We start from the raw sequence: 13,806 nt of genomic DNA on the forward strand, positions 1-13,806 counted from the left end.
CACAAGATAGTGAGGTTTTAAAGTGAATGCAACCCAATATGTAGTGTTGCGCTGCCCAGATATAGTGCAGTTTTAATTATGTTAGTATTGACTCACCTAAAAAGGCTTTTCTTAGTGCAGCTAAGACAATTGCAAGCAAAATTTTTAACTAATATTTCTTATAAATTATTTTAGTTACAAAAAGTGCTTCGTTATGTTTTTACGATATATAGTGTGTTGTTTGGGGTTTTAGTACTACATGTCGTAGTAGAGCGGAAAATCAGCCTGTTTATATTTTCATCAGTGTTGTGCTTATTTGCTATTCAGTGCTAACGCTTTGGTCAGTAACTATGCTTTTTTTTTGCTTAATCACATAGCTTGTTTGGCCTTACTGCATTTGTTAATGCAGTAAGGCGTAATTTAAAGACTATTTTTACAATGCAAAATATAATTGACGTCAACATTTTGTGAAGACAAATAATATTCCTGTGTTAGGGGATTCAAATGCAAACCTGTCATGTGTTTGATTAAAAGCGGTGTGTGATCTATCCAGTGCATGAGTTCTGAAGGTTTAATAAATTTACTGTGTTGGTGTGTGCCTTTGGGGACGAGGCCCAGAATATATTCAGCGCCAACAATAGCCATCAAATAGGATTTAATGTTTCTATTAAGTGTTGAAAAAAACACATGACCGCCTGGTTTTACTAACTTGTAACAGGCTTGTACTACAGAAGCAGGGTCAGGCACATGCTCTAACATTTCCATGCAGGTTACGATGTCAAACTGGGCGGCATGTTGTTCGGCAAATTCCTCGGCTGTTGTCTGCTGATAATCGACGTTTACACCTGACTCTAATCCATGTAAACGGGCAATTTCTAATGGCGCTTGTCCCATATCTATTCCGGTAACAAGCGCACCTAGTTTGGCCATGCTTTCTGCTAAAATACCGCCACCACAACCTACATCAACTATTTTTTTTGCCGTTAAGCCCTCAGCATGTTGCGCAATAAAATCGGTTCTTAGAGGGTTTATTTGATGCAAAGGTTTAAATTCACCTGCTAAATCCCACCATCGATTAGCAAGCTCAGAAAATTTTTGGATTTCAATCGGGTCAACGTTTTGCGGATTAGTCATTTATATGTCCTGTTTCCAAGTATGGCCATTATAGCCAGCTAGTGAACTAGGTATCCACTATAAAAAGTAGTAATAGGTAGATGTTAAGTGCTGACTGCGCACTATATAGACGATCTCTGACTGTTTATTTTTTTCAGTCGATGATAGAATCATGCGAATGTTTAACGAAGTATTTTAGCTTCCATGTTTATATCTTTTCAAAATCCTAGCTTAGTAGATATAACGCGAAAACTTCTAAATCAATTCTCCAATAATAATGACTAGGGACAAGGCTGTATATGACTGATCACGCCCAAGAAATTCTTCCAGTAAATATAGAAGAAGAACTAAAGAACTCTTATCTCGATTATGCGATGAGCGTTATTGTAGGCAGGGCGCTGCCTGATGTACGAGATGGTTTGAAACCGGTGCATCGCCGCGTTTTATTCGCCATGAATGAACTAAAAAACGATTTCAATAAACCTTATAAAAAATCTGCCCGTGTGGTTGGTGACGTTATCGGTAAGTATCACCCTCATGGTGACTCTGCGGTTTACGACACTATCGTTCGTATGGCACAACCTTTTTCTTTACGTTACATGTTAGTTGACGGCCAAGGTAACTTTGGTTCTGTTGACGGTGACTCGGCTGCAGCAATGCGTTATACCGAAATTCGTATGGCAAAAATTGCCCACGAGTTACTTGCTGATTTAGATAAAGAAACCGTTAACTTTGTGCCAAACTATGACGGTCAGGAAATGATCCCTGAGGTACTGCCTACCAGAGTACCTAATTTACTCGTCAATGGTTCGTCGGGTATCGCTGTCGGTATGGCGACCAACATCCCTCCTCATAACTTAACTGAAGTGGTTAATGGTTGTATCGCACTCGTTGATAACCCTGACTTAACTATTGAAGAGTTGATGACCTATATTCCTGGTCCTGACTTTCCTACCGCAGCAATTATCAGTGGTAGAAAAGGTATCGATGACGCGTATCGAACTGGCCGTGGTAAAATATACATGCGTGCTCGGGCAGAAATCGAAACCGAAGCCAATGGCAAAGAAACCATTATTGTTCATGAAATTCCTTATCAGGTGAACAAAGCGCGCTTAATTGAAAAAATAGCCGAATTAGTTAAAGAGAAAAAAATTGAAGGTATTTCGGCATTACGTGATGAATCTGATAAAGATGGTATGCGTATTGTTGTTGAAGTTAGACGTAACGAGTCAGCCGAAGTATTACTGAACCATCTGTATACCCAAACTCAAATGCAAACTGTGTTTGGTATCAATATGGTGGCCTTGGATAAAACCCAGCCCAAAATAATGAATCTGATGGACATCCTCAAGGCGTTTATATTACATCGCCGTGAAGTGGTCACCAGACGTACTGTTTACGAATTGAAAAAAGCCAGAGAGCGGGCTCATATATTAGAAGGTTTAGCCATAGCCTTAGTTAATATTGACCCTATCATTGCTTTAATAAAAGCGTCTAAAAGTCCAGCCGAGGCAAAAGTTGGTTTAACGGCACAAGGTTGGTCACTTGGCGATGTAGCTGAAATGCTCGAAAGAGCGGGTGATAACGCCGCTCGTCCTGATTGGTTAGAACCACAATATGGGATTCGTGAGAATCTTTATTATCTGACTGAGCAACAAGCTCAAGCCATCCTTGATTTGCGTTTGAACAAGTTAACCGGTTTAGAACACGACAAAATCCTCGACGAATACAAAGAACTATTGAACGTTATTGCTGAGTTATTGCATATATTAGGCAGTCCTGAACGTTTAATGGAAGTGATTCGAGAAGAATTAGAAAAAATTCGTGATGAATATGGCGATGCTCGTCGTACTGAAATTACCTCTGCTTCTCATGATATTGATATTGAAGATTTGATTGAGCAAGAAGAAGTGGTAGTGACTTTGTCACGAGAAGGTTATGTTAAGTACCAAAAACTCAATGATTATGAATCTCAACGTCGTGGTGGTCGTGGTAAATCGGCAACCAAGATGAAAGATGAAGATTTTATCGAGAAGTTGTTAGTTGCTAATACTCACGATCATATTTTGTGTTTCTCAACTCGTGGCCGATTGTATTGGTTAAAGGTATATCAATTACCCTTAGCGAGTCGTAATGCTCGTGGGCGTCCGATTATTAACATACTGCCTTTAGAAGAAAACGAACGAATTACCGCCATATTACCGATCAAAGAGTTTGAAGAAGGTAAATACGTATTGATGGCAACGGCCAATGGTACGGTTAAGAAAACCCCGTTAACCCAATACTCTCGTCCCCGTTCAAACGGTATCATTGCGGTTAATCTCAATGATGGTGACGAATTGATTGGCGTAGATATTACCACCGGTAGTAACGACATTATGTTGTTCTCTGACGCAGGCAAAGTGGTCAGATTTAATGAAAAACAACGGGATTCTGAAACTGGCGAAGTCAAACTTGACCCTGAAACAGGTGAAGAATTATTAGCCTTACGTCCTATGGGAAGAACGGCTACGGGTGTTCGTGGTATTAGGCTACAAGACGGTCAGAAAGTAGTGTCGTTAATTGTACCCAATGGTGAAGGTGCTATCCTAACAGCCACTGAAAATGGCTTTGGTAAGCGCACACCAGTCCAAGACTATCCTGCTAAGAGCCGAGCAACTCAAGGTGTTGTATCAATTAAAGTTTCTGATAGAAACGGTAAAGTGGTTGGTGCGGTTCAGGTTAACGAAAGTGACGAGATCATGTTAATCAGCGACAAAGGCACTTTGGTTAGAACTCGGGTTAGTGAAGTGTCTACCGTTGGGCGTAATACCCAAGGTGTGCGTTTGATCCGGACTATCGAAGGCGAACATGTTGTTGGTTTACAGCGTATTGATGAAATTGAAGAGCTTGAGATTGACGAGATTGAAGATGCAGAGAACGCAGTAGAAACAACTGATGTTCAAAGCACCGCTCCTGATATCGAAGAAGGTAATGACGCTGAATAAGACAGCGTAATTTGATCTATAAAAAGACTATCAAAAAGAATATTTAATATTAATATTCTTTTTCTAAAGTTAAAAACGAGTGGCTTGTGCCACTCGTTTTGTTTGTATTAGGGCTAAGCAGGTATCAGATGTCAGACATATATAATTTTTGTGCGGGTCCAGCAATGTTGCCTGCAGAAGTCATGCAGCAAGCGCAAGCTGAATTTATTAATTGGCAGGGCTTAGGTTGTTCGGTGATGGAAATTAGTCATCGTAGTAAAGAATTTATTGCTGTAGCAGAACAAGCTGAGCAAGATTTACGGGACTTACTGAGTGTGCCCGATCACTATTCAGTCTTATTTGCCCATGGTGGAGGTCGTGGACAGTTTTCAGCCGTGCCGCAAAACTTAGCTCATGCGCAACAGTCTGCTGCTTATTTAGTGAATGGTTCATGGTCTGAAGGTGCGCACAAGGAAGGCGGTAAATACCTCAACGCCCAGGTTGTGGGTCGTTCAGTGGTAGAGCAAGGTTTAGCCTACGTGCCAAAAATTCAGGCAGCAGATGTTGATCAAGATTTTGCTTTTTATCATTACTGCCCTAATGAAACTGTTGAGGGAATGGAGATAAATTGGTTACCTGAAACGGGTAAAGTACCGCTTGTGGCGGATATGTCGTCGTGTATTCTGTCGAAACAAATTGATGTGTCCAAATTTGGTCTTATTTACGCGGGTGCGCAAAAAAACATCGGTCCTTCAGGTTTATCGGTGGTAATAGTTCGCAATGACTTGTTGGATCAAGCGCGGGATACCACACCTTCATTTATGCATTATCAAACCATGGCTAAATTTCAGTCAATGTATAATACCCCGCCAACTTATGCTTGGTATTTAGCAGGCTTAGTATTTAAGTGGTTAAAAGCAAAGGGCGGCGTGGCAGCAATGGAAAAAATAAATGCGCAAAAAGCGGCTCATTTATATAAGTGCATTGATAACTCTGATTTTTATCTCAATCATATCCATCCCGATTATCGCTCAAGAATGAATGTTGTTTTCCATTTAGCCAATCCAGAACTTGATGCATTGTTCATCAGTGAATCAGAAAAAGCAGGTCTAAGAGCATTAAAAGGCCATCGAATTGTCGGTGGAATGCGAGCCAGTATCTACAATGCTATGCCGTTTGAAGGGCTTGTAGCACTTACAGAGTTTATGAACGAGTTTGTTAGGAGACACGGTTAATGGAACAGTTGTTACTAAAACCAATTAAATATGTTTCTGGAACAGTGAATGTACCTGGTTCAAAAAGTTTGTCTAATCGAGCCTTATTGCTTGCAGCGCTTGCGCAAGGCGAGACTCACCTAACTAATCTGTTAGACAGTGAAGATATCCATCATATGCTCAATGCTTTAAGTGCTTTAGGGGTTAACTATCGCTTGTCTGCAGATAAAACCGAATGTTGGGTGACAGGTAATGGGGCTGCATTTACTTCGGATAAAGAACTAAATTTATTTTTGGGTAATGCGGGTACCGCGATGCGTCCACTGTGTGCCGCACTCGCTTGTAGTCGAGGTAGCTTTGAATTAACGGGTGAGCCTCGCATGGAAGAGCGACCGATTGGTGCTTTGGTTGAGTCATTGCAACAAGCTGGTGCACAAATTGAATATCTAAAAAATAGCGGTTATCCGCCGCTTAAAATACAAGGCACACCCTTGCAAGGTGGTAAAATTAGCGTAGATGGCAGTGTATCGAGTCAATTTTTAACTGCCTTATTGATGGCCGCGCCACTATTTGTAAATGATTCTGTGATTCAAATTAAAGGCGAGTTGGTATCAAAGCCTTATATAGATATTACCTTAGACACCATGGCAAAATTTGGCATCGAAGTTGAAAATCTCGAGTACCAAGCCTTCCATGTCAAAGGAAATCAAAAGTACCAGTCACCAGGTAAATTTTTGGTCGAGGGGGATGCTTCGTCTGCTTCTTATTTTTTAGCTGCTGGCGCAATAAAAGGCGGCAAGGTAAAAGTAACTGGAGTGGGCAGAGCCAGTATCCAAGGTGATATTAAGTTTGCCGATGTGCTCGAAAAAATGGGTGCTCAGATTACTTGGGGAGACGATTACATCGAAGTGCAAGGTGCTGCATTAAAAGGCGTTGACCTCGATCTAAACCATATTCCTGATGCGGCGATGACTATTGCCACTACTGCTTTGTTTGCACAAGGGCCGACAACGATTCGAAATATTTATAATTGGCGGGTTAAAGAAACCGATCGTTTAGCGGCAATGAGCTGTGAATTGCGTAAGGTGGGTGCAATAGTAGAAGAAGGGCATGATTTTATTTCTATCACCCCACCAACCAAATTACTACATGCCTCTATTGATACCTATAACGATCATAGAGTGGCCATGTGTTTTTCACTGGTCGCCTTAAGCGATACGCCTGTTACTATTAATGATCCTGGTTGCACTGCAAAAACTTTTCCTGACTATTTTAGTCGTTTTGCAACCCTTTGTAGGGATTAAATAAGGTTCGAAAAAGTCTAATGATTTTTTCTGCAACATTAGTTTCATTGCTTATATATGGCCAATGAGTATAATTGCGCCCGATTTTCACCACTCAGGAGAGGGTATGTATTCTGAACCCATAATAACTGTAGATGGACCAAGTGGTGCTGGTAAAGGAACGATTAGTGTCTTACTGGCCAAAAAGTTGGGTTGGCATTTTTTAGATAGTGGCGCCATCTATCGGGTATTGGCGATAGCATCTATTCATCATCAAATACCAGCCGACGACGAAGCAGGTTTATTACCATTAGCTTCAGGTCTTGATGTCAATTTTGAAACCTCTGAATTTGGTACCCGTACCATACTTGAAGGAGAGGATGTTTCCGACGCTATTCGTACAGAAGAAGTTGGGGCTGTTGCCTCGCAAATCGCATCTCTACCTGCGGTTCGCGAAGCCTTGTTGCGACGTCAACGTGCATTTAAACAAGCACCTGGCTTAGTCGCTGATGGCAGAGACATGGGCACCGTGGTTTTTCCTAATGCCCAGGTCAAAATTTTTCTGACGGCAAGTGCAGAAGAAAGAGCCTCTAGACGCTTTAATCAGTTGAAAGATGCTGGTCATGGTGTTAGCATATCGCGCCTTTTAGCAGACATCACAGCTCGTGATGAGCGGGATGCCAACCGTAGTGTTGCACCTCTTGTGGCTGCTGGAGACGCGTTGATTATTGATTCTACAGATTTAACTGTTGACCAAGTAATTGAAAAAATTGAAGAATTTATTGAATTGAAGTTATCCGATACTCCAATTCAAAAAACGCTGTAAAACTAATATGCCGACGTCAGGAAGATATTGGCCTTGAATAACAACCCCGCGTTCACTGGATGTAATGTGGCTGTCAATTAAAGAAACTACTGAAAACTATGATTGAAAATTTTGCTCAACTATTCGAAGAGAGTTTGAAAGAACTCGAAACCCGTCCTGGTTCTATCGTTAAAGGTACCATCGTCTCTATAGATAAAGACATTGTATTGGTAGACGCCGGTTTGAAATCTGAAAGTGCTATTCCCGTTGAGCAGTTCAGAAATGCAGACGGCAGTTTAGATATCGCTGTTGGTGATAAAATTGATGTTGCACTTGATGCTATTGAAGATGGCTTCGGTGAAACTATTCTATCTCGCGAAAAAGCTAAACGTCATGAAGCGTGGGTTGAATTAGAAGAAGCGTATACAGAAAAGAAAACCATCATAGGTATTATTAACGGTAAAGTTAAAGGTGGCTTTACAGTTGAAGTGAACACAGTGCGTGCATTCTTACCTGGTTCACTAGTTGATGTTCGTCCAGTGCGTGATACTACGCATCTTGAAGGCAAAGAACTAGAATTCAAAGTTATTAAACTTGATGCAAAACGTAACAACGTTGTTGTTTCTCGTCGTGCTGTTATCGAAGCAGAAAGCAGTGCAGAACGCGATTCTTTACTTGCTAACCTAGAAGAAGGCCATGAAGTTAAAGGTATCGTTAAGAACTTAACTGACTACGGCGCATTCGTTGATTTAGGTGGCGTTGATGGTTTACTACACATTACTGATATGGCTTGGAAACGTGTTAAGCACCCAAGTGAAGTTGTGAATGTTGGTGATGAAATCAATGTTAAAGTATTGAAATTCGATAAAGATAAATCTCGCGTTTCTCTAGGTATGAAACAAATGGGCAACGATCCTTGGCAAGAAATTGCACACCGTTACCCTGAAGGCGCTAAATTAAGTGGTGCTGTAACTAACCTAACTGATTACGGCTGTTTCGTTGAAATCGAAGATGGCGTTGAAGGTTTAGTACACGTTTCTGAAATGGATTGGACCAACAAAAATATCCACCCATCTAAAGTTGTTAACTTAGGTGACGTGGTTGAAGTTATGGTGCTTGAAATTGACGAAGAGCGTCGTCGTATTTCTCTAGGCCTTAAGCAATGTATCCCTAACCCTTGGGAAGAGTTCGCTAAAGCACAAAGCAAAGGCGATAAAGTATCAGGTAAAATCAAATCTATCACTGACTTCGGTATCTTCATCGGTCTTGATGGCGGCATAGATGGTTTGGTTCACTTATCTGATATCTCTTGGAATAAAACAGGTGAAGAAGCGGTTCGTGACTATAAGAAAGGTGACGAGATCTCAGCTGTTGTATTACAAGTTGACCCAGAGCGCGAGCGTATCTCTTTAGGCGTTAAGCAGATTGAAGAAGACCCGTTCAACCAATATCTGAATGATACCAAGAAAGGTACTATCGTTACTGGTACTGTTACAGCGGTAGATGCTAAAGGCGTTTCTGTTAAGTTGGCAGATGAAGTTGAAGGTTATATTCGTGCTGCTGATTTAGCTCGTGATAGAGTTGAAGATGCATCTGAAGTTGTTAGTGTTGGTGCTGAAATCGAAGCTAAGTTTATGGGTGTTGATCGTAAGAATCGCATCGTAAACCTTTCTGTTAAAGCGAAAGACCAAGCTGACGAAAAAGACGCAATTGATAAAGTAAATCAGCAAGAAGAAGTGACTTTCACTAACGCTTTCGCTGACGCTTTCAAAGCAGCTAAAAACGACTAAACTATGTGTGAGTGCGTACAATTAGTTTTACATTAATTGATACGCACTTTATTATCGGATCCAACAGTTTTTTTGATTAACGGAGAGGTTACATGACCAAATCAGAACTTATCGAAAGACTCGCCGATAAAGCACGTCATATCCCGGCTAAAGATGTTGAGTTGGCTATTAAAGAGATGCTAGAGCAAATGGCGCAAACCTTACAAAAGGGTGAACGCATTGAAATACGCGGATTTGGTAGTTTCTCTTTACATTTTCGTGCTCCACGAGTTGGCCGTAACCCTAAAACTGGTGAAACAGTGAGATTGGACGGAAAATACGTTCCTCATTTCAAGCCAGGCAAGGAATTACGCGAACGGGTAAATGAATTTTAGTTAAATTAGTTTTTATTGAATTCTTATTAAACGGCACTCCAATTTGGGTGCCGTTTTTGTTACAGTAGTAAATAAGTGATTATTCTATAAAGCATTAATAGAAAGCGGCTTGTTTAGGCTGCGATTAAATGTGTTTTACCTCAACTGCAAACAGGCAACAATGAAAGTTAAAGGTTTATTAATTCTAATTGCTATTTTGATACTGCTTATCTTGGCTAGTTTTATTGGTTCATATAACAGCCATCTTGTTTCGATTCATTATCTGATAGCTAAAGCAGACATTAAATTATCCTATTTGTTAGGGATAACGTTTTTGCTAGGCTTCTTAATGTGCTTGTTGGCCTTTATTCCTTATATTCTTCGTTTAAAGTGGCAAATCACCATGTTAAATCGCAAAAATAAAAAACTTCTACAACGGAATACTGATTCCTAATGCTAGAACTATTATTTTTGTTATTACCTGTTGCTGCCGGTTATGGATGGGTGATGGGCAGAAATAGTGTTCGCCAAGCCCAACGTAAACAATCCAGTATATTATCCAAACATTATTATCGCGGTTTAAATTTTTTACTTTCAGATGAGCCAGATAAAGCTGTAGATACGCTGATTAAAATGATCGATTTGGATAGTGATACGGTTGAAACTCATATCGCTATGGGCAAGTTCTTTAGGCATCGTGGTGAGTTGGATCGTGCTATCCGAGTACATCAAAATTTAGTCAGTAAAGAAGAAATTTCAGCCAGCCAACGTGAATCTGCCCTCAAAGAATTAGGTCGCGATTATGTATTGGCAGGGTTCTTGGAAAGGGCTGAAAATGCGTTTCTGCAGTTGCTCAACAGTGAAAAGCACTTTGTTGAAGCCCAAACTCAACTTTTTAATATTTACCAGACCACCAAGGAATGGGGGCGGGCAATCGAGTTAGCCGAGAATATGATTAACGCCGGTGGTGACAGTGATGAACTGTGTGCCCGCGTAGCACATTTTTATTGTGAACAGGCTCTTATCGAATGGCGCAAAGACAATTTAATTGAGGCCGAAGATTATTTAAAACAAGCCACTAAAGTGGATGAAAAAGCCGTTAGACCTTGGTTGATGTTAGGTGAACTGGCCATCGATAATGAACAATATGAGGTTGCAATTGCGCATCTCTCACAAGTTCCTCTACGCGATATTACCTGGCTATCTGAAGCCATTCCATTAATTGAAAAGTGCAGTGAAAAATTAGCTGACGAGAGTAAGTTGAGCGATATACTCGATTTATATTGGCAGCAATGCGCAACTGCTTATCTTGCCAAAGTTAAATTAGTCGCTAAAGATGAATCATCAGTCAAAGCAGCAGAATTGTTGTTAGGACAACTTAAAAAGCATCCAACCATGAAAGGTTTTAAAACTTTAATGGGTTTGTACATTGAACAACAAGAAGATGAAGATTCAACAAATAGTCTACGATTACTCAAAGAGTTAGTAGAAGAGCAAATAAAAATGCGACCTAAGTATCGGTGCCATAGTTGTGGCTTTTCTGGTAGTCAAATACATTGGTTGTGCCCATCTTGTAAAAAGTGGGGAGTGGTTAAACCCATTAAAGGTCTAGATGGTGAATAGTATGGTAGATTCAAAAGTTGTGGTTGCACTGGATTTTAACCAGTTGAAGCAGGCGTATAATTTTATAGATAAACTTGATCCTAGCTTATGTAAATTGAAAGTTGGCAAGGAAATGTTTACGCATTTTGGCCCTGATTTTGTCAAGTATTTAGTCAATAAAGAGTTTAAGGTTTTTTTAGATTTAAAATTTCATGATATTCCTAATACAGTAGTAAAGGCGTGTATTGCTGCTGCTGATTTGGGTGTTTGGATGCTTAATGTGCATGCTTCCGGTGGACCAGTGATGTTGGAGCAGGCGTATAAAAGTTTAGACAGTTTTGGTCTTGATAGACCTTTGTTAATTGCGGTCACCGTATTGACCAGTATGGATCAAGCGCAATTAAGCGCAATTGGCATAAACTGCAGCCCAGCAGAACATGTATTGAATCTGGCAAAATTAACAAAACACAGTGGCTTGGATGGGGTAGTGTGTTCGGCACAAGAAGCCAGTATGCTAAAACAACAACTGGGTCAGGATTTTGTCTTGGTTACCCCTGGAATTAGACCAGAGGGCAGTAATAAAGGGGATCAAATGCGCGTTATGACGCCTAGGCAGGCTGTAACAGCAGGGTCTGATTATCTGGTGATTGGTCGTCCAGTAACACAATCTGACGATCCTATTGCGACCTTAATAGAAATTAATAACGGACTTTTATAGGCCTCTATTACATCCAAAAAAAAGCCACTTTAAGTGGCTTTTTTAATATTCGTTTTTTGCCTTGATTATAAGGTTTCTAAAGCTAACTTAGCGTCCATATATTCGAGATTTAAGCTACTACCTAAGGCGTCTGTTACTGCTTTATAGGTCACTTTACCTTGATGTACATTTAAGCCATTAAGTAAATGTGGATTATCTAACATAGCTTGTTTAGGGCCTTTGTTAGCTAAAGCTAACCCAAAGGGTAGGGTAGCGTTGTTTAATGCCATGGTAGAGGTTCTTGCAACACCACCTGGCATATTAGCCACACAATAATGCACTACGCCGTCAACCATATAAACAGGGTCTTGATGAGTCGTTGCTTTTGATGTTTCAAAACAACCACCTTGATCAATAGCAACATCGACCACCACAGATCCCTCTTTCATATTCTTGATATGTTCGCGTGTGAGCATTTTGGGGGCGGCGGCACCAGGTATTAATACTGCGCCAATCACTAGGTCGGCTTTACTAGAGTAATACTCAATAGCATCGACAGTAGAAAATACGGTTTTTAGACGGCCATCGAAAATATCATCCAACTCCCTCAAACGGGGTAATGAACGGTCTAGAATGGTAACGTCTGCGCCTAAACCTAAGGCCATTTTTGCGGCATTGGTGCCCACTACGCCACCGCCGATAATTAATACTTTTCCTGGAGCTACTCCTGGTACACCACCTAATAGTGTGCCGCTGCCACCGTGGGCTTTTTCTAGATAATGTGCGCCAGCTTGCACTGCCATACGGCCAGCTACTTCACTCATTGGAGCAAGCAAGGGTAATCCATTTTTTACATCAGTTACGGTTTCATAGGCGATACAGGTCGCACCTGACTCTACCAACAGTTGAGTTTGCTTGGGATCAGGTGCTAAATGTAGGTAGGTATAAAGAGTTTGTCCTTTTCGCAGCATACGACATTCATCGGGCTGAGGCTCTTTCACTTTCACAATCATGTCAGCTTTGGCAAAAATAGTAGCTGCGTCGGCAATTATTTTAGCACCAGAAGCAATATATTCTTCGTCGGTAAATCCAATGTCTATACCCGCATTTGTTTCTACCCATACTTCATGAGAGAAAGTAACGAATTCTTTGACTGCAGCCGGCGTTAGGCCAACACGATACTCATGGTTTTTTATTTCTTTTGGTACACCAATTAACATAGCTTCGCCCTTTCAGTAGGATAAATATGGGTTTTAAATTTGCAGCCGCAGTATAGGGTAACTTTGCTAGAAATTTATCCTGAAATTAAAAGGCAATAAGTATATTATGCTGTGATAGTTAAATATTGCAGAATTATATATGCTGATTAAAACGCCAAAACACCTTGATAGGATTGATAGAAACATACTTATTGAATTACAAAAGAATGGAAAAATATCTAATACTGATTTGGCGACAAAGGTAGGGTTAAGCGCAAGCCCTTGTTTAGAAAGAGTAAAACGCTTAGAGCAGCAAGGTTATATTAAAGGCTATCATGCTAGAGTCGACCCAACTAAACTTGGGGCATCAATGTTAGTTTTTGTTGAAATAACCTTAGTAAAAACGTCGGTCGATATTTTTGAAGATTTTTCTGCTGCGGTGAGAACCCAAGAAGATATTCAAGAATGTCACCTTGTATCAGGTAATTTTGATTTTTTACTTAAAGCGCGGGTTGCAGACATGTCGAGTTATCGTAAACTATTAGGTGATACCTTGCTTAGATTGCCTGGGGTGAGTGAATCTCGCACCTATGTAGTTATGGAAGAGATTAAAGAATCTATGCAGGTAAAAATTAGTCTCAAATAGGCTATGCCCAATCGACTTAACCCCGACATTTTTGAGTCACTTAGCTATAAGTCGCTCCATATTGGTGAAATAACCAGCGAAAGCATTGGCTTAGCTAGGATTTTAGACTTTGCACTGGTATCTTATGAATCTGAAATTAGTAGATAAACACTTAATACG

General features: G+C 40.5%; 12 protein-coding genes. 10 read left to right on the plus strand and 2 right to left on the minus strand.

What is annotated here, in order from left to right; translation table 11 throughout:
- Positions 1–399 precede the first annotated feature (399 nt).
- Entirely contained in the window at positions 400–1,113 is a 714-nt protein-coding gene (gene ubiG, locus ABKW31_RS05715) for a bifunctional 2-polyprenyl-6-hydroxyphenol methylase/3-demethylubiquinol 3-O-methyltransferase UbiG (RefSeq protein ID WP_348615313.1), read from the minus strand.
- 278 nt (positions 1,114–1,391) lie between these two features.
- Between ubiG and gyrA the strand changes: the two genes are divergently transcribed.
- The 9 genes from gyrA (at position 1,392) to pyrF (ending at position 11,823) form a co-directional block, all read left to right on the plus strand.
- Complete coding sequence (gyrA, locus tag ABKW31_RS05720) at positions 1,392–4,079, plus strand: DNA topoisomerase (ATP-hydrolyzing) subunit A (RefSeq protein ID WP_348615314.1); 2,688 nt, start codon at positions 1,392–1,394, stop codon at positions 4,077–4,079.
- A 128-nt stretch (positions 4,080–4,207) separates the two neighbouring features.
- A complete protein-coding gene (gene serC, locus ABKW31_RS05725; protein WP_348615316.1) occupies positions 4,208–5,293 on the plus strand; it encodes a 3-phosphoserine/phosphohydroxythreonine transaminase in 1,086 nt (361 codons plus the stop codon).
- The gene (gene aroA / locus ABKW31_RS05730) at positions 5,293–6,576 is read left to right on the plus strand and encodes a 3-phosphoshikimate 1-carboxyvinyltransferase (protein WP_348615317.1); all 1,284 of its coding nucleotides are present in this window, start codon (positions 5,293–5,295) and stop codon (positions 6,574–6,576) included. Before serC ends, aroA begins: the two co-directional genes overlap by 1 nt.
- Before the next feature lie 106 nt (positions 6,577–6,682).
- Complete coding sequence (gene cmk / locus ABKW31_RS05735; RefSeq protein ID WP_348615318.1) at positions 6,683–7,381, plus strand: (d)CMP kinase; 699 nt, start codon at positions 6,683–6,685, stop codon at positions 7,379–7,381.
- A 98-nt stretch (positions 7,382–7,479) separates the two neighbouring features.
- A complete protein-coding gene (gene rpsA / locus ABKW31_RS05740) occupies positions 7,480–9,150 on the plus strand; it encodes a 30S ribosomal protein S1 (protein ID WP_348615319.1) in 1,671 nt (556 codons plus the stop codon).
- A 92-nt stretch (positions 9,151–9,242) separates the two neighbouring features.
- Complete coding sequence (gene ihfB / locus ABKW31_RS05745) at positions 9,243–9,524, plus strand: integration host factor subunit beta (protein WP_348615321.1); 282 nt, start codon at positions 9,243–9,245, stop codon at positions 9,522–9,524.
- A gap of 160 nt (positions 9,525–9,684) precedes the next feature.
- On the plus strand, positions 9,685–9,957 hold the full coding sequence (locus ABKW31_RS05750) for a LapA family protein (RefSeq protein ID WP_348615322.1): 273 nt from the start codon (positions 9,685–9,687) through the stop codon (positions 9,955–9,957).
- Complete coding sequence (lapB, locus tag ABKW31_RS05755; protein WP_348615323.1) at positions 9,957–11,126, plus strand: lipopolysaccharide assembly protein LapB; 1,170 nt, start codon at positions 9,957–9,959, stop codon at positions 11,124–11,126. The genes ABKW31_RS05750 and lapB overlap by 1 nt, the downstream gene beginning before the upstream one ends.
- A gap of 1 nt (position 11,127) precedes the next feature.
- Positions 11,128–11,823, plus strand: a complete 696-nt coding sequence (gene pyrF, locus ABKW31_RS05760; protein ID WP_348615324.1) for an orotidine-5'-phosphate decarboxylase — start codon at positions 11,128–11,130, stop codon at positions 11,821–11,823.
- A 65-nt stretch (positions 11,824–11,888) separates the two neighbouring features.
- Here the strand turns inward: pyrF and ald are convergent, their stop codons facing one another.
- Complete coding sequence (ald, locus tag ABKW31_RS05765) at positions 11,889–13,022, minus strand: alanine dehydrogenase (RefSeq protein ID WP_348615325.1); 1,134 nt, start codon at positions 13,020–13,022, stop codon at positions 11,889–11,891.
- Between the two features lie 139 nt (positions 13,023–13,161).
- On the opposite strand from ald, the gene lrp reads away from it, so the two are divergent.
- Positions 13,162–13,647, plus strand: a complete 486-nt coding sequence (gene lrp / locus ABKW31_RS05770; protein WP_306022235.1) for a leucine-responsive transcriptional regulator Lrp — start codon at positions 13,162–13,164, stop codon at positions 13,645–13,647.
- Positions 13,648–13,806: the final 159 nt, after the last annotated feature.

The sequence above is a fragment of the Paraglaciecola sp. 25GB23A genome (genome assembly GCF_040012495.1).
Taxonomy (GTDB): Bacteria; Pseudomonadota; Gammaproteobacteria; order Enterobacterales; family Alteromonadaceae; genus Paraglaciecola.